Origin of the sequence: Bhargavaea cecembensis DSE10 (assembly GCF_000348905.1) — a bacterium.
GTDB lineage: Bacteria > Bacillota > Bacilli > Bacillales_A > Planococcaceae > Bhargavaea > Bhargavaea cecembensis.
Window position 1 is genome coordinate 17,746 of record NZ_AOFT01000014.1, and the last position, 17,876, is coordinate 35,621.

Below are 17,876 nucleotides of genomic sequence, written 5' to 3' on the forward strand. Positions count from 1 at the left end.
CGAAATGATGCACATACAAAAAAGACTGATCTCAATTTGAGGCCAGTCTTTTCTATTTAAGTACGATACAAAGTCAGTGATGACACGATCTGCACCAATCTGACCCCTTTCACTTATACAGAATTGGACCTTTTCATAAGTCAGCCATCCGGTATGATAAGTCATATCTTTCAGAAAAGAAGGGATCATCTTGCAGAAAACACATCCGGTTTCCGTCACACGGAACAAGACTTATGACATGATCGTATCCGGCATGCTGATCGCCCTTGTCTTCACGGCAACGCTGCTGCTCAATATTAAATTGCCGATCACTGCGAACGGCGGGCTCGTCCATCTCGGGACGGCGATGCTCTTTATCTCCTCCATACTGTTCGGCCCAAAAAAGGGCGCCATTGCAGGCGGCGTCGGTATGGGGCTGTTCGACCTGGTCTCCGGCTGGACACTGTGGGCACCGTTCACGCTCCTCACTCGGGGCCTGCAGGGCTACATCGTCGGGAAAATCGCCTGGTCCGGCGGTCGCGAAGGGAAAAGCCCGGTCTTCAACACGATTGCGGCAATTGTCTCCCTGCCGTTCATGCTGGCCGGCTACTACCTGTGTGAAGCTGTTTTGTTCAGCAACTGGATCATTCCGGCAGCTTCGATTCCGGGCAACATCACCCAGAACGTCGTCGGGCTGATTGTCGCCATCCCGGTCTGCATCGCACTCAAGAAAGTTCCTGCATTTAAATAACACTAAGAAAGCGCGCCGTCCCATGTGGAACGGCGCGCTTTTGATATCAGTTATGAACAGGCTCTTTTTCAGTTTCATTCAGGCCGAGCACTTCTGCAGTCTCGGAATGGATCTTCTCGAAGAGTTCAGGGTTCTCCGAGAGGGAAATGCCGTAGGAAGGCACCATTTCCTTGATCTTCGGCTCCCAGCCGCCGTACTGCTCAGGGAAGCAGCGCTCGAGAATCTCCAGCATGACATGGACCGCCGTGGACGCGCCCGGAGATGCGCCGAGAAGCGCAGCAACCGAACCGTCCTGGGCCGTCACGACTTCCGTGCCGAACTGAAGCGTGCCCTTGCCGCCCTGCTCGGTGTCTTTGATGACCTGGACGCGCTGGCCGGCGATGACCACATCCCAGTCCTCGCTTTTCGCGTTCGGGATGAACTCGCGCAGCACGTCGATGCGCTGTTCCTGGTTCAGCATCAGCTGCTCGATCAGGTACTTCGTCAGTTTCATTTCCTTTGCGCCTGCGGACAGCATCGTCAGCAGGTTGTTCGGCTTCACCGACTTGACGAGGTCAAGATAGGAACCTGTCTTCAGGAACTTCGGCGAGAAGCCCGCGTAAGGCCCGAAGAGAAGGGAACGCTTGCCGTCGATATAGCGGGTGTCGAGGTGAGGCACCGACATTGGCGGCGCGCCGACCTTCGCCTTTCCGTATACTTTAGAACGGTGCTGCTCGATGACTTCCGGATTGTTGCAGACGAGGAACAGCCCGCTGACCGGGAAGCCGCCGATATGCTTGGATTCCGGAATGCCCGTCTTCTGGAGAAGGTGCAGGCTGCCGCCGCCCGCGCCGATAAAGACGAACTTCGCCGTATGGTACTCCAGCTTATTGCCGTCGAGGTCACGGACCTTCACTTCCCACTTGTCGCCGGAGCGCCGGATGTCCTCGACACTGTGGCGGTAATCGACCGATACTTCCTGCCGCTGCAGGTGGTCGAAGAGAATGCGTGTCAGTGCGCCGAAGTTGACGTCCGTGCCGGAGTCGATTTTCGTTGCAGCGATCGGTTCGTCGACATTGCGGCCTTCCATCATCAGAGGAATCCATTCCTTCAGGGTCTCCGGAGAATCGCTGAACTCCATTCCCTTGAACAGCGGATTGCCGGACAGCGCTTCAAAACGCTTTTTCAGGAACGAGACATTGTCCTCGCCTTCCACAAAGCTGATATGAGGAAGCGGCATGATGAACTTCTCAGGATCCTGGATCAGATTGTTCTTGACCAGGTGAGCCCAGAACTGCCGGGAAAGCTGGAACTGTTCGTTGACACGGATCGCTTTCTTCGTTTCGACCGTACCGTCTTCTTTCTGGGGCGTATAGTTCAGCTCGCACAGTGCAGAGTGGCCTGTGCCCGCGTTGTTCCATTCGTTGGAGCTTTCTTCCCCCGGCTGATCAAGTTTCTCAAACACTTTAATCTTCATGTCCGGCGAGAGCTCTTTCAGCAAGGATCCCAAAGTCGCGCTCATGATACCGGCACCAATCAAAATCACATCTGTCTGCTTTTGCATGCTGCTCATGACAACCTTCCTTATCCCCTGGATTTATAATTTAATAACAGAGCTCCTGCCCCGGTGACCATCAGGCACCGGCCGGGAACACATTAATGTTCATTCTTAATCTTTATTATAACACAGTTCGACAATCGACTTTCCTATTAACTGACGATTGCATACAGTACAATTATACCTTTTTCACAGGCAGAATCAGGCCTCTCGGGCCGAACAAGGAACACCCTGCCTGAAATAGCATTCAACTGTACAGAATAGAAAAGGCTTTCATCCGTATGATACGGATGAAAGCCTTTGAGATCGCATTAATGCAGTCGCATCTTGAATTCTGCGCGAGGCCAAGCGGGATTACATTAGATCATTGTTACGGTTCGCCTTGTTTGCCTCAGTATCCCGCTCTTTGCTGAAATCGGGCTCCTCCCCGAATTCTGTGCGCAGATCCTGATTGGAGATTCTTGAGGTTCGGTCGCTGGTAACTACGGTATCAACCTCTTCGTCCGATTTAAACAACAGACCGATACAGATCAGGGCACTGATCCCGACAAGACCATAAACCACCCTGGACAAGAATGCATCCTGACCGCCGAACAGAGTTGCCACTAAATCAAACTGAAAAAGTCCAATCAATCCCCAGTTTATCCCACCGATGATCAATAGGGCCAACGCAATCCGTGAAAGCACACTCATCTATGAACTCCTCCCTTCCTGATTCGTATTTATCCTTTACCGAAACCCATTTTTCATACATATTTAATCATGGAGTCAGGTAATACGTACCGGTATGAGAATTTGTAATTCACCCATAAAACAACGTATAGTTAGCATCAAATAACAACATCCTCCAATGAAGGACGTGTAGATATGCGGATCAATAAATACATCAGTGAATCGGGAAAGACCTCCAGGCGCGGTGCCGATAAACTCATTGAAGAAGGACGGGTGACGATCAACGGCAAACGCGTTTCGATCGGCACCCAAGTCGAACCAGGGGATGATGTCCGGGTAGACGGGAATCCCATCCGTGTAGCAAGAAACAATGTCTATCTGGCCCTGAATAAACCGGTAGGCATTACAAGTACAACTGAAAAGAGTGTAAAAGGAAATATTGTCGATCTGGTCAACCATCCATTGAGAGTGTTTAACATTGGGCGTCTCGACAAGGATTCTGAAGGCCTGATCCTTCTGACGAACGACGGTGATATCGTCAATGAAATCCTGCGTTCTGAAAACAAGCATGAAAAAGAGTATATCGTTTCAGTCAATAAGCCGATCACTCCTGAATTCCTGAAGAACATGAAAGAGGGGGTCAAAATCTTAGGGACCAAAACACTTCCATGCAAAACAGAACAATTGTCCAAATACGATTTCAAAATCATTTTGACACAAGGGCTGAACCGCCAGATCCGCCGCATGTGCGAGGCATTGGGTTATGAAGTGTACCGGCTGCAGAGAATCCGGATCATGAACATCCATCTGGGCAACCTTCCTCCCGGCCAATGGAGGGACCTGTCCAAAAAAGAAAAGACTGCATTATTCAGAGAGCTGGATTACGAGCCGAAAGAATGGTAATGGCATAGAACATAAAATGATCATCGGATTCTTGTCCAGTCAAAGGGACAGATCCGATGATCATTTTATTTTTTTGCGCCTTTAGATTTCCGCTGCGGGCCCTCGCTACCGCGGGCGTTGCCTCAGCCTCCTCGAGCTCCGCTCTGCGGGGTCTTCGGTTAACGCTTTTCCTGCAGGTGTCTCAGGCCCTCCGCTACAATCGGGCGAAAGCCCAGTGAACAAAGCTGGAACAGTCGAATCTGCCCCTTGCGATATCACTCTGGTTTCTCCCTCCGCCGAAAATGTATTGGGAGTTGCCGATCCATTTTTGACCGACATCCACCACTTCAACTCCGCTAAGCCCTTCCGTTCCTCCAATGGCCACGTAGCCCTTTACATAGGAATCTGCAAAGCCCATTACTTCTTCTACATACCAATCCGCATGATTATAGGCGAAGACTGCATCACGGATCCGGCCTTCCGAGGCGCCATTCGCAGCCAGGTACTTGGCTGCTGCAAAAACTGCATCCTCCAGATTATTCGGATCAGCCTTTCCATCGCCGTCACCATCGACTCCGTAACCGCCCTATCGCGCTATAGCAGCGCTACTGGTCAACTCAGATTGTGAAATATCTCCCTTCCCTAATCCCGAACATGTCGGATGCGACCAACCGACCCAGGTACACGGCATGAACTGCATATGCCCGGTAGCCCCTACGGGAGAGATCATCGGCTCAATTGTCGAGAATCGGGTTTCCACCCGATGATGGGCCGCAAGAAGGTTCCATGGCACTCCGTACTCTTCCTGTGTTGCTTCATAAACCGGAATGAACACTCCGTAATCTTAGGGGGTTAATCCTCTGGTACAACCATAACGCCCCATCCGTCTGATTGACCGTCAAAAGGTGTGGCGAGCTGATGAAGGCGTTCCTGAATCTCCACAATCGTGTCGTAGTCGAGATGCGTTACAACAAAGGCATAGCAACTCCACTCACCTTCATCCTCTTCTATTTCGGCCGTAAAACCTTCTCTTTTGAGCGCTTTTAGGATTTTCTTTGCGCTTCGCTTGTCGGGACAGGATATTGCAAAATCTAGGGGCTGAGGAATGCTAAAATCAATACCTTCGTCCTTTAACATTTGCAAAACCAGTCCATCGTCATCATTTGGAAACACCTGAAATCCCTCCATTCTTTTCTTTAAGCAGTCGTTCCATCTCATCACTTTTCACGTTGTAATGCCGTTTATCGAGATAGCCCGCATAACGAAGGGTCGGGTGTTCAAGAAGTGGTGTCATGTCTCCGTTCAGTACATCCGTGTCCACGAAGACGAACTTCTCAAGTTTAGGAAAGTGTTTTAAAAAATCCAGGCTCTCAAGTGGGCTGATTCCTACAAGGCTCAGTGTTTTTAGTTCCTTCATCTGAAATAGCTCTTCGTCCACTTTGAGTTTCCTGGCGTATTGGATAATTAATACCTCAAGATGATTGGAAAGATCACTGATACCTTCGAATGATTGTAGGTTCCGATTTCGCCAAAGGCCAAGCCGTTTCAATGAGTGACATCCTTTAAAATCATTAAATTCTGTGACATTTGTAAGGACTAGTTCCAAGCTAAGCAGATTTTCAAACTGATTAAATTTAAAAAAGTTACTGGATTTGTTTTCTTTCTTTTTATAAGAATAAAGATGTATATATTTAATTCCCTCAAAATTCGGATGATATGCTTTCTCAGCATTCAAATCTGCACCATAGAAAATTTCACTTGGAATATCTGCATTAATCAGGGTTAAGTCTTGCCACATTCAACTCACTCCAACGTATTTTAATATCTACCATAATCCCTTTTGTGATATTTTCTCCCTGGACTATTAATTTGGTTATATAGTTTGTGCCTGTTTGATTTTTTGTTTCTTGCCACATTTGAATAGAAACCATTTTTTTTCATTAATTTATATTCTCTTATGAAAGCTTGTCTTGAATTTTTAGCTGGTCTCCATGCAATGGTATTAATTTTCGCGCCGTCTTTCTTTTGATGTTGCTTTGCGGACTTTCTCGCTCTTTTCAAGCTTCCCTTCCCAATGTATTTATAACCGTTACTATAGGAGATTACATAGGTACCTGTCTTATTGGTAACCTTAGTAAGACCCTTAACCTTCTTATAGGTCTTGTAAGCTTTATATACTCGATAGCCTGCAATTGCTATAGGAATAAACTGTGCAAAATGCCCATCTGGATCAATTTTCGTGACCGGGTTCCCATCCGCATAGGTATAGCCGTTCATCGTAGCAGGGTCATCTTCGTCTCCTGGATCAGGATCACGAGAAACGAAACGGGAAGTGGCTGGATCGTAGTATCGGGCTTGCAGGTAGTAGAGCTTCATTTCCGTATCATACACGTAGCCGGCATAGCGGATTGGCTGGCCTTTCACGCGCGAGTCGGATGGCTCAGGAGAGACCAGGTTGCCCCACGGGTCATAATCGTACTCGGCGACTGTGTTCCCTGCCTTGTCAAGAAGACGAACAACGTCGCCCCGGTGGTTTGTGACGGCTTCGAAGGTCTCCCCTGCCGCGTTCGTCACCTGGATGAGCTTGCTGGCATTCCAAGTGAAGGCCCAAACGGTGCGTCCGCTAGAGTCTGTGATGCGGACGAGCTGTGATCCGTCATAGTGATAACGGTGGATCGTACTTCCTACGATCTTTGTCTTCCTGAGGCCGTCCGGATGATACGTGTAGCGGACCTGACTTCCAGTGGCCTGGTCGGTCGAGGATACGAGTTGGCCAAGGCCGTCCCATGTATAGGTAAGTCGTCCGTCGTCCAACAGGTTGCCTTCCGAGTCATAGGTGAAGCCAGCCACTTCGTTCGCTGTGTTGAAGGACAGGGTGCGGCCTTGCGGATTCTCCAGATTGCCCGCAATGTCGTAGCGGTAGGAAGTCTCCTTTGAACCATTGTGCCACTTCACAAGCCGATTGTACTCGTCATACGTGTACCGGTGGGTCTTGTTGCCTGCTGCGTATGAAATGACTTGTCCGCTTCGGTCATAGCTGTAGCGATATTGGACAGAGGACTGGCCAAGAACCGTCTGGGCGGTGAGCTGCCCGTCTTCATCAAATTCGTGAAGCTGGACAACATTCGGACTTTCCTGCCGGACCGGCTGGCTTCTCTCATTGAAGAAGTAGTTGTATGCTGTGTTGTCCGGCGCAGTCAGCGTCGTCAGACGCTGACTGCCGTCGTAGGCATAGCGCGTTGTAAAGACGCTGGTGCCAAGTGTTTCCTTAAAGCTGGTCCTCAGCCCGTTCGCCGGATTGCTCGACGCTGTTTCATAGATGTTTTCGATTGTATACCCCGGCGACACGGCTTTGGTCAAGCGCTGGCTTGAATCATAGTCGAATGTATAGGTGCCGTCGGCCGGCGTCAAGATGGACTTCAGAAGATTGTTTTTGAAATAAGTCTTGTCATAAAGCTTCGCGCCGTTGACAGATTTGGTCACTTCGTTATTTTTTGCATCATAGCCGAATGTCACCGTGGAAGAGACTGTGGTGTTTTGGCCACGCTCGATTTTTGTGACATTGGCTTCGCCATCGTATTCGTATCTATAGAACTTCCCGAGCGGGTCCGTCTCTCGCTCTACCTCATTAATGGCATTATATGAGAACGATGTTTTGTTGCCGCGAGGATCAATCCTTGAGAGCAGATTGCCTTGCTTGTCATAGGAATAGGTCGTCTGGATGCCTTTCGTCGGGCCCAGGCTGACCGAAGTGACCCGGTTCATCGGGTCGTATTGACGATCTTTCACCCGGTTTTCCGCATCGGTGACTTTCGTCTCGTTGCCGTTTGCGTCGTAGACATAGGTGGTCGTGTTGCCGAAAGCATCTGTCTCCGATGTCATGTTGACGCCATTTGCATCGTATGTCTTCCCTACGGAAGAGCCGGTCGGCTCGACTTTGATGTTGTCAAAATAGGCATATCCGGAGGTCTTGCTGTAGATGGCATAGATTTTGGCCTGTTTAAAGTCTTTCGGTGCACGGATCGTATTTTTGGCGAACTGCCACTTGTTGTGGGCATGGCTGCCGCTCATGAACGGAAGGTCGAACGAAGCAGAAGTTCCGTCGGTATAAGTGAGCCAGAGCCGGAGCTTCAGATCCCCTGCGGCCGCGGCACTTGTCGTGTTCGCCCAGCCGGAGAATGTAATCGGATCATTTTGCTTCCCCTTCACTTCGACATACTGGCCCGCATAACGCTGGGTTCCATTGCCGGTAACACGCACACTGGAAGCGCCCGACTGTTTGACGACAGTACTTGGACCGTCTCCTGTCCCTAAGTTATTCAAGGTCCAGCCGTCTAAGGAAGCAGAAGCCCCTGCTTCAAAACCGGTGTTTTCATTGGCGGAGTATTCCGGCAGTGTCGTGCCGTAAACTGCCTGAACCCCATCAAACAGTGCCGTACCCTGGCCCTTTGCCAGCAAGTCCACACGAACCGCTGCAGTCCCTGCCGGTAAAGTGACGGTCTTGGACAGTTCTGTCCAATCAGTTGTCCCAGTCAGCGGGGCGCTCATCTCCTGATAGATGGAACCGTCAGTGTTTTTAAGGTTGACATTGGCACTATCCAGCGGATAAATCCGGATACGGGCGCCTTCACCTGTCAGATTAATCGTCTTCACACGAGCTGAGACAGTGTAGATCCGCTGGGATTCTGCAGGGTCTACCTTGAATTGCTGTCTAAAGTAACCCGCATCTCCGGTTCCGGACAAGCTGATTTGCGCAGCTTTCTGGCCGAACTTACTGTCGGTTGACAATGTGTGGCTGCCCGCATTGGACGCTGAAAAACGTATCCATCCGGAAGGCAGCCCGGAAGCATCGGCAGTTTCAAACTGGCTGTTGGCCAGCCGGTTATAAATGTCGCGGGTTGGGCTAACGCTCCGGGTAACGTTGCCGAACTTGTCATACTGGCTATAATCGGTCAGGTTAAAGTTGGTTGTGCTGGAGATCAGATTGCTGACGGCATCGTATATATTGTTTTCGAAGATACCGCTGGACTCCTTCGAACTGACCACATTGTTTTTGGCATCAATTGTCTGGGTAAACGATTGGTTGCCGGTTGTGGAAGCACCGGTGACATTTCCCTTGCTGTCGTATTGAGTGATGGTTGTGGCCGTCGCAGCGGCACCCGTGTCTTTATCCGGCTCATATTCCTTTTCAAGCAGGTTGTTTTTCCACTCATACTTAGTGGTGCTCTGATTGGCTCCGCCGGCATTTTCAATGATCTGCGTCACATTGACTGTGCGGGCTTCCGGAATTGAATACGTATACTCCGTCTTATTCCCTTTTGAATCCACATAGGTGGTTTTTTGGTTTGCATAAATCAGCTGTGAATAGATGGATGAGCTTCTCGGGTCAATCAGTTTGGTGACCCGGTTATTTACTTTGTCATATTCGATCTTGCCGGTGTTCCCGTTGGCATCCTTAACAGAAGTCAGGCGGGCAGTCGTCGGATCATAGCCGAATTCGACTGTTTTCTCGGCAGTCGTTCCGACCGCAAATGTGATCTTTTGAAGGACTGGCTGATTGTTGACGGTTGCGTAAGCAAACTTTACCGGAGTGTTTTTGAAATCCTTAACTGTATCCAGCCGGCCGTTGACATCATAAGTCAGTTCGATGCTTCGCACCGAGGCGCCTGTCTTCTCAGTGATTTTTGTAATGCGTGTTGAGGAGCCATCGAATGTATAAAGCACCTGGTTCCCTTTTTCGTCTTTGATCTCATAAAGACGGCCCGAATGATCGAAGTACCTCACTGTTTCGGATGTATCACGCAGTTCATAGCCCGAAGACGTCCGGATCAGTTCATACTCCACACCTTCCGGGGAGCTATAGGTCATCTCGTCATCATGCTGTTGCTTAGCGAAATGATAACGGACCCCGCCACCCGTTCGGTATTCAATGATCGATTGGTCACTGTTAGTAGCCAATGACTCATAGGAATTGAACATCCAGCCCGTGCCGAAATGAGTATTATAGTTCGATCGGCTATTATAGGTGAGCCCAAGATCAAATGCTTCGGTCAGTCCGGCTACATCGATTAGTGACAGATCGTAGACCATATTGCCATTGATGACGTTGACGACTGCCGTCCCTTCTCCTTGGAACACATCCGGCGTGTAAGTCCAGTAGTCCGTAAGACCAAGCAACTCAGTTGGCCTGAATTCGATATACAGTTTCGGCTTTCCGAATGGACTTCCGTCAGCAGTTACCACTTCAGACGAGTAGAAGCTTTTGCGCGCAGCTGTTCCTTCGATGCTGTCCGGGTATTTGGCCAACAACCCAAAATTGGTTGAAGGATTTGCATACCAATCTTTGACGGCATCGGTAACCGTGAAGTACTGATACCCTACGGTCGACTGCTTAGATGAAGCAAGTACCGATGATTGATAAGATGGCTGGCTAGTCCAGTTCACAGTTGTCGCATTGAAAGTGGAAGACAACTGATGAATATCTACCTGCGAGGCATTTCCGGCAGCTATCTGATAAAGGCCGAGTGAAGCCCCGGTTACCACGCCATTCGGAACAGATGGAAGGCTGAATTTCAAGAGAGAACGGGTTTTTCCGATCGCGGAATGGTTTCCAACAAATAGGTGATCGTTGTTGTGGTAGTTATAGGGAGTCCCGCTTGCCACATAGGTGTCCTCTCCTTGAAAGACATCGATCCACGGATCGATGGTCACAGGATAGACAGTTTCAGGGCTTTCCAGAAACGCTTCATCCGCAGTGATCGTGAGCGTGTAGCCATCATCCACCTTCTCAATTTCCTGTGTCACGTCCTGGGAAACAACGCCTCCTGGACCAACGTCAGGGTTAGAGTCATACATGAAGGGCTTTTCGATCAAGAATAGAAATTCCCCGTTTGCATCGAAGAAGTGAATACTTCCGTCATCTTGTTTCTTTGCGTCCGCATCAGAGATCCTAAGATGAAATTGGAACTGGTTTTTCCCCTCATATTCATGCAGGATAATATTTTCCTTTACCTTGCTGCCGTCTACAATGTATTCCATTGTGACATTTGGAAATACTTCTTCCGCCGTCAATTGATTCTCTTCAATAACCGGGAGGACTTCCTGCGGTTCACTAAATTGTTTTTCATCTATTTCTTCGGTAACAAGCGACAATTCCATTACATGCCCGCTTGTTTCATAGGTCAGAAGCTCTGAGGTGTCCCCGAAGAGCTTTTTGGGGAACCCGACAGAAAACTCGTTATCCGTATTTTCATAGTGCGTTCCCGTTTCTGAATCAATTAATGTATTATCGATCTCCTCCCATTCACCATTATCTTCATAATGAATCGGATCTAAGTAAACTTCCGCATAGTAGATTCCTTCTTCATCACTAAACACTTTGGCGTGCCGGTTCCGCATGGAAGGAATTTCTTTTAGATTCTTTTGGTTATCCCCTTGGAATTTATTCTCCAAAGATTTTCCCACTTCTTCCGGTTTCTGCGCTGTTGCTTCGATTCCATAGAATGGCATTGAGCTGATCATCAGACACAACGCCACTAATACTGCTATTAATCGTTTGGTTGGATTCATTTCATTCTCCCTTGGAAATCATTAGTAGGCGTAAAAAATGCATAAAAAATAGCGGGATCTAAAATCATCCCGACAACCCTTTCAGTTAACATCCAATTTAAAGTACTTTGTGAAGCCTAAAACTCAGGCATCCCAATCGCTTAGAAACACTATCTTCCAAGCGGAACCCGAATTCCGTATGTAGGCATCAGTAAGGAAAATGCACCGCCTGTCCAAAGGTAAGATTGATACTCATCAATGAATGAGTCAGTTTATTCTATCAAGGATAAAACAGGAATGCCAACTTATTTTTTCACTTCTTAATATCCGGTTAATGGAAGTATTAATGGGAAGAGAACTATCAATGAATATAAGCAGAGACTTACAAGTGCAATTACACTTATATTCGCAAGTATAAGTGTATATAAGTTCTTGAATAGACAAAAGGGGAACGGTTATTTCATCCAATGTTAATGATCTTCTACACATTGGAATTCTCGTTCGTAAGCGATAGCGCCATTTCAGTGCTCCCAAAGTAAGGGCTGAAACAGGAAGTGGTACCAATGCACGAAAGACGTAGCAACGCTAGTGGAAGTGTTTAATCACTACTCCAATCAGGCTACTACAAAGCGTATACCGGTATTCGTGATGAAGAAGTTAAAAACTTATTAAAAAACTTCCGGTTATTTTAACACCAGAAGTTTGTTCTTATACTTTTTAATATTTCCCATTATTTTTGTATTTCTTAGTATTGTAACGTGCCTTTATCATGGTAAATTCATTTCTGATTTTATATATCCAATCCCTCATAAAATTAATTCTATGTCTAAATGCAAACAGCATTATTGCTCCGACAACTACAATAAATAGTAAGTATGTATTAAATGATCTTGTTTTGTGTTTAAATGATTTAATTGTTTATGTATTGTTGTTTTTATCTCATCCACCTCTTTTTTTGAGACTGATGAGATATAGTCACTAATTAAACTATTAGGGTTAATATAATTTCTATCAATACAAAAACGATTATTTACACCTATAATTACTGCTACTTTTTCTTTGTCTTTATACCTATCAACAACTTTCCAAAAAGACCCTACTTCATATCCTATTGATACTTTTTTTCCTGAAAAAGTTTTTGAATAACTCTTCTTAAAACGGTAATGATTAACTAATTCTTCAATTGCAGATTTCGTGTGATAAATACCTATTCCTACGGCAAACAGAAAAAGAATATATTTCACGAATGACAGTATATCCCCATTTAAATAGCCACGAAAAATATTGAATAAAAAAAATAGCAAACTCCACTGGCTTATCATTAGAAAAAATCTTGTCGCTGGGATTCTAAGTATTTTATTCATCAATAAATACTCCTTATTATATTTTTGTTTTTAACCATTCCTTTAATTCGTTTGATGCTTCGATGACTTTTTTATCATTTACGCTAGGATGTTTAAAAAAAAGGATTTTTGTATTAGCTGCTGATTTTTGCGCATATGGAGTTTCTTTTTCAACAATATAAAAATCTCCAGCATTTAGTTTAGTAACTTTATTCGTTATAAGGTTCAAGATCTCTGAATATCCTTCTAAAATCATTTGATACTCTGTTACCTCTCTATGTATATGGGGCTTATCAGCTGTGAATTGTTTATAATAAGACAGCCCTACCTCCACATTTTCATCATGAATGTGTTGCAAAACTTGTGGTGTTTTTAAGTTTCCCACTAAATACTGTCTCTCATTCTTTTGTAATACACTATCTATTTTCTGCTTACTAATCCTTCTTATTCCGCTCATCCTGTGCTCCTTTAGAAACATTGTTATTCCTAATAATACCATAGCGAGTTCAAAAATTTCATATAATATCTTTTACTATGTTTCCATTTAATAATGGAAGACCTGTCCAAAAAAGAACGGACTGCATTATTCAGAGAGCTGGATTACGAGCCGAAAGAATGGTAATGGCGTAATAAACAAAATGATCATCGGATCCTTGTCCAGTCAAAGGGACAAATCCGATGATCATTTCTTTTGGCCGCCTGCCTTTACTCCCCGTGCTGGCGATCCAAAGCTTGGTATTCCTTCATATACGGGCCATCATCCGCTACGGCTGAATGATACAGCGCTTTGATGGCCAAGTTTTTCTCCAGGCCCATTTCAACTTTGATCTTCTTTAGTTCATCATGCAAATCGCGGTGCTGGTTGATCAGTTTTGTCATGACGGTTTTGCTGTATCGCATCTCATCACATCCTTTTTAATTGCCTATTTGTTAAAGCTCATCATGGGTGAACTGGGCAGGCAGTATTCAATTCGATCAAGCAGGATCTGCCCATTTTAGTCTGGCAGCTACATCTTTTATAATTAAAAGTCTCATGAGCAAATGTCATGAGACTTTTAATTTACCTTATTTATTCATCCCCGTCATACACAGCTACTAAACGGCCTTGTACTTCTCCGGCTTTTAGTTTCTCAATGCCTTCAGGGATATCCTCAAATTTAATCTTCGTGAGTTTTGGATTCAGTTTGCCCGCGGCCATCAATTCGTAAATATCGGCAATATCCTGAGGTGTTCCACCCACATTCGCCAATAATCTCTTGGCGCCTGTGATAAACGAAGTCGTGTTGATCGTAGTTTCCAGTTTCCCCATACCCACCAATACAACTGTTCCGCCTGGTTTGACTACTTCCAATGCATCGGAAGTGGTCACTCCGAATCCTGCATAATCCACGATCAGGTCCAGGTCTTTGTCTGCCAAATCTTTAATATCGGATACCACTTCCGCGGCCCCGATTTCCTTGGCCAATTCACGCGCTTTCTCACTTACATCCGCAGCATAAATATTCTTGCTCCCTTTTGCTACGGCCGCTTGCAGTGCGAATTGTCCAAGTCCGCCGATACCAATCAAGGCAATGTTCATGCCGGGTTTTGCTTGTCCTACATTAAATAATGCAGAGTAAGAAGTCATTCCCGCGTCCGTCGCCGAAGCGGCCATTTCCATGGAAAGTTCATCCGGAACACGGACCAAGTCTTCTGCAGGCGCATGAATTTTGGTCCCGAAACCACCATCATAAACATATCCTGGAGCTGTTCCGGATGGTCCGGTCGGGCATATCGCGACACGATCCCCAACCTTAAAATCAGTAACGCCTTCGCCTACTTCAGATATGACTCCGGCATTCTCATGGCCCATAATGACTGGTGCATCCATCAATGCCATCCAGCCCTCATCCTCGAGAGACCCAACATCAGAGTGGCACAGGCCTACTGCCTTTGTATCGATCACTACACGTCCTGGAGCCGCTTTCGGATCTTCTAGTTCTACGAGTTGAAGTGGTTCATGTGTTTTAGTAAACTGCCAACCTTTCATGATCTCTCCACCTTTTACTATTATCTTTAATTCAAACTAAATATAGCAGTGTCATCATTTGTAATCAACGCTTACGTCTTTGGTTTTATTTTCATATCATCGCAATTATTTATGGTATGGCTCATTCTTCATAATCCGGAAAGCTCTGTAGACCTGCTCCATCAGCACCAGCTTCATTAGCTGGTGGGGGAAGGTCATCTTGGAAAAGCTCAGCTTTTCGTCAGCCCGCTTCAGGACATCTGCATGCAGGCCGAGGGAGCCTCCGATGACAAATACAACTTTGCTCTTGCCGTAGGTCATCAGGGATTCCAGGTTTGCCGCGAGCTCTTCCGATGACCGCTGCTTGCCTTCGATGGCGAGTGCGATGACATGCGCATCGGCAGGGATCTTCGACAAGATCCGTTCTCCCTCTTTTTTCTTCACCATTTCCATCTCCGCGTCACTCAGCTGCTCGGGTGCTTTTTCGTCCGGCACCTCGGCCAGCTGGATTTTCGCATAGGGGCGCAACCGTTTTTCGTACTCCTCGATGCCCATTTTCAGATACTTTTCTTTGAGCTTTCCGACTGTAACAATTGTAATATTCACAGCTTGTCCACCTTTACCAAATCGGTTGTTCACAGGAATTATGCACATATCCACAGATGAAATCAAGATATGGTGGGCGACTGCATGTTCGATACCACATATATTGCAGCCTGTTGGCAATAGTCACAGGGTGTGGATAACTCCTCGTCATTGTTGATTGTTTCCATTACCGGGAAGGCTGCTGTTTTGGCAGTTACTTCGTCCAAAGCCCGGTATATATGGGTTTCACACGCTTTTTTCGTGACGTTTTCCATCCAGATCCCTCCTTTTCCACTCCAGAAAGTTATAAACATTTGCAAATAGTTATCCACATTAGTGGACAATTGCAATTATTCCTCCAAAAAACACAGGCAGCCGGTTGAAATCTTCCCGAGCTGCCCCTTGTGGATAGTTATATTTGTAACACTAGACCAAAATTTCAGTTATTTAGTTGCAAGTTGCTAGAAATTGATCTCGATCTCCGTTGCTTCTCCGCCCCGGTAGACCTCGAGCCTGACCGTGTCTCCCTGTTTCACTTCATTATACAAGTACTTCCGCAAGTCGATCAAATTCGCGATGGGCTCTTCGTCCATTGCCGTGATCACGTCATACTGGCGCAGGCCGGCTTCCTGTGCCGCGGAGCCCTGCATCACCTGGTCCACGACCACGCCTTCATTGACATCCTCAGGAAGGTTCAGTTCCTGCTGCTGGTACACAGCCGGGATGTCCATCAGGTCAAACAGCGTGACACCCATTTGAGGACGGCGGACCTCCCCGTGCTGCTCCAGGTCTTCGATGATCGGCACAGCGGAATTAATCGGAATGGCCAGGCCGATTCCCTCGACCGATGCTTCCGCAATCTTCATCGAGTTGATCCCGATTAGCCGGCCGCTCAGATCGACAAGTGCGCCCCCCGAGTTGCCCGGGTTGATGGCGGCATCGGTCTGCAGGACTTCTGCGTTCCAGTCGACCGACTGGTCCCCGTTCAGATCGACCGGAATGGACCGCTCCTTCCCTGAGATGACGCCGACCGTCACCGAACCCGAGAATCCGAGGCCGAGCGGGTTGCCGATGGCGATTGCCGTCTGCCCCCGTTTCAGTTCGTCTGAGTCCCCGAATTCAATGACATCCTGTACGTCTGCGTCATCCATTTCGACGACGGCCAGGTCGGTCCAGATGTCCGCACCGAGCAGCTTTGCGGGAACTTTCGTGCCGTCTTCCAGTGTGATTTCAATTTGCGACGCGCCCTCTACGACATGGTTGTTTGTCACGACGTACGCTTTGCCTTCTTCCTGCTTGTAGATGACGCCTGATCCGACACCTGCCGGAACGGTCTCTTCAGGGCCTGTCCAGTAGTTTCCGGCGGTCTGGAGATTGGTCACGCCGACAACAGCGGCCGATGCCTCTTCAACCGCCCCGACGATGCCTTCCTGGAGTTCAAGCGCCGTGTCAGGCGCGTTGCTGCCTTCCCCGTTTTCTTCTCCCTCTGCTGCATTCGTGTCCGCAACCGCATTGATATTGTTTTCTTCGCCTTCCGCTTCCTGTTCAGGCGAGAGACAGCCCTGAAGGAGAAGCGCCGCCGACAGGATGCCTGCCGTGCCCGCAAAACGCAGTCTCCGTTTTCCCGGTTCCAAGTTGACCATCCGATCCACCCTTTCTTCATGAAAAAAGCCGCATTTACGGTTAATCTACCCGATTGACGGAAATTGAACACAGCACGGAATCAGTGAGTGTTTCCGAAACAAAAAATCCGCCCCCATTATGGGGACGGATTCTGATCAGACCGTGACCAGCTCGGTCGGTTCTGCTGCATCAGTGTCATACAGATGCACAAATTCGCCGGGCCGGACGCCGCACGTTTCAAGCGTCTGCGAAACACTCAGCCTCGCAAGGTCTTTCATATTGTTGTCTTTCGACAGGTGGGAAAGGTAGATGCGGGTTTCCTTCTGCTCCACCACTTCGCTCATCGCGACCGCCGCATCCTCATTGGATACGTGGCCGACATCGCTCAGGATGCGCCGTTTGACGTTCCACGGGTAGCGGCCCATCTGGAGCATTCCGACATCATGGTTGCTTTCGAAGACGAATGCGTCCGCTCCGGAAATCCAGCCTTTCATCCGGTCGCTCACATAGCCGGTGTCGGTAATGAGGGCAAGTTTGCGCCCGCTGTCATGAAATACATAAAACATCGGGTCAGCGGCATCGTGCGAAACCGCAAACGACTGGATATCCAGGCTGCCGAACGACTTCACTGTTTCCATGTCGAAGGTGAACCGCTGGCCGACCGGAATGTCTCCGACCAGGCCATCCATCGCCTTCCATGTCTTTTCGTTCGCGTAGATCGGCATGCCGTACTTCCTGGCTGCCACGCCCAGTCCCCTGATGTGGTCACTGTGCTCGTGCGTGACGAAGATGCCGTCGACCTGCTTCATGCTGCGGCCGATGCCTCCGAGAAGCCCCTCGAGCTTCTTGGCGCTCAGGCCCGCGTCCACAAGGAAGGCATGCTCGTCGTTTTCTATATAAATGGAATTGCCCGTACTGCCGCTGGCCAATACACTGAATCTCACGTTT

16 protein-coding genes are annotated in these 17,876 nt (G+C 47.8%); 3 read left to right on the forward strand and 13 right to left on the reverse strand.

Translation table 11 applies throughout. From position 1 onward, the window contains the following. The first annotated feature begins 190 nt into the window (after window positions 1-190). The gene (locus C772_RS12290; RefSeq protein ID WP_008300390.1) at window positions 191-730 is read left to right on the forward strand and encodes an ECF transporter S component; all 540 of its coding nucleotides are present in this window, start codon (window positions 191-193) and stop codon (window positions 728-730) included. A gap of 46 nt (window positions 731-776) precedes the next feature. Here the strand turns inward: C772_RS12290 and C772_RS12295 are convergent, their stop codons facing one another. Further along, entirely contained in the window at window positions 777-2,282 is a 1,506-nt protein-coding gene (locus C772_RS12295; RefSeq protein ID WP_008300391.1) for a malate:quinone oxidoreductase, read from the reverse strand. Window positions 2,283-2,621: 339 nt separating this feature from the next. Next, a complete protein-coding gene (locus C772_RS12300; RefSeq protein ID WP_008300393.1) occupies window positions 2,622-2,960 on the reverse strand; it encodes a DUF378 domain-containing protein in 339 nt (112 codons plus the stop codon). Between the two features lie 174 nt (window positions 2,961-3,134). On the opposite strand from C772_RS12300, the gene rluF reads away from it, so the two are divergent. Next, a complete protein-coding gene (gene rluF, locus C772_RS12305; protein WP_008300394.1) occupies window positions 3,135-3,842 on the forward strand; it encodes a 23S rRNA pseudouridine(2604) synthase RluF in 708 nt (235 codons plus the stop codon). Between the two features lie 214 nt (window positions 3,843-4,056). Continuing rightward, entirely contained in the window at window positions 4,057-4,449 is a 393-nt protein-coding gene (locus C772_RS16985) for a hypothetical protein (RefSeq protein WP_322787464.1), read from the forward strand. 224 nt (window positions 4,450-4,673) lie between these two features. Here C772_RS16985 and C772_RS12315 read toward each other — a convergent pair whose 3' ends face one another. From C772_RS12315 to C772_RS12365, 11 genes are all read right to left on the reverse strand, one after another. Then, window positions 4,674-4,994 (reverse strand): ribonuclease E inhibitor RraB, encoded by a 321-nt coding sequence (locus C772_RS12315; protein ID WP_008300395.1) that lies wholly within the window; start codon window positions 4,992-4,994, stop codon window positions 4,674-4,676. Then, a complete protein-coding gene (locus C772_RS12320) occupies window positions 4,981-5,619 on the reverse strand; it encodes a hypothetical protein (RefSeq protein ID WP_008300396.1) in 639 nt (212 codons plus the stop codon). Before C772_RS12320 ends, C772_RS12315 begins: the two co-directional genes overlap by 14 nt. 20 nt (window positions 5,620-5,639) lie before the next feature. Then, complete coding sequence (locus C772_RS12325; protein WP_008300397.1) at window positions 5,640-11,390, reverse strand: DNRLRE domain-containing protein; 5,751 nt, start codon at window positions 11,388-11,390, stop codon at window positions 5,640-5,642. A gap of 836 nt (window positions 11,391-12,226) precedes the next feature. Further along, window positions 12,227-12,733: a hypothetical protein gene (locus C772_RS12330; protein ID WP_008300399.1), complete on the reverse strand. Its 507-nt coding sequence runs from the start codon at window positions 12,731-12,733 to the stop codon at window positions 12,227-12,229. Window positions 12,734-12,749: 16 nt separating this feature from the next. After that, window positions 12,750-13,169 (reverse strand): hypothetical protein, encoded by a 420-nt coding sequence (locus tag C772_RS12335; RefSeq protein ID WP_008300400.1) that lies wholly within the window; start codon window positions 13,167-13,169, stop codon window positions 12,750-12,752. Window positions 13,170-13,417: 248 nt separating this feature from the next. Then, window positions 13,418-13,612 (reverse strand): hypothetical protein, encoded by a 195-nt coding sequence (locus tag C772_RS12340; protein WP_008300401.1) that lies wholly within the window; start codon window positions 13,610-13,612, stop codon window positions 13,418-13,420. Window positions 13,613-13,781: 169 nt separating this feature from the next. Continuing rightward, window positions 13,782-14,741 carry a zinc-binding dehydrogenase gene (locus C772_RS12345; protein ID WP_008300404.1) on the reverse strand — a complete coding sequence of 320 codons (960 nt, stop codon included), beginning with the start codon at window positions 14,739-14,741 and terminating at the stop codon, window positions 13,782-13,784. A 105-nt stretch (window positions 14,742-14,846) separates the two neighbouring features. After that, window positions 14,847-15,326: a 23S rRNA (pseudouridine(1915)-N(3))-methyltransferase RlmH gene (gene rlmH, locus C772_RS12350; RefSeq protein WP_008300405.1), complete on the reverse strand. Its 480-nt coding sequence runs from the start codon at window positions 15,324-15,326 to the stop codon at window positions 14,847-14,849. Window positions 15,327-15,388: 62 nt separating this feature from the next. After that, a complete protein-coding gene (locus C772_RS12355) occupies window positions 15,389-15,580 on the reverse strand; it encodes a CxxH/CxxC protein (RefSeq protein ID WP_008300408.1) in 192 nt (63 codons plus the stop codon). Between the two features lie 186 nt (window positions 15,581-15,766). Next, complete coding sequence (locus C772_RS12360; protein ID WP_008300410.1) at window positions 15,767-16,948, reverse strand: S1C family serine protease; 1,182 nt, start codon at window positions 16,946-16,948, stop codon at window positions 15,767-15,769. 135 nt (window positions 16,949-17,083) lie between these two features. Then, window positions 17,084-17,872: an MBL fold metallo-hydrolase gene (locus tag C772_RS12365; RefSeq protein WP_008300412.1), complete on the reverse strand. Its 789-nt coding sequence runs from the start codon at window positions 17,870-17,872 to the stop codon at window positions 17,084-17,086. Between the last annotated feature and the right edge of the window lie 4 nt (window positions 17,873-17,876).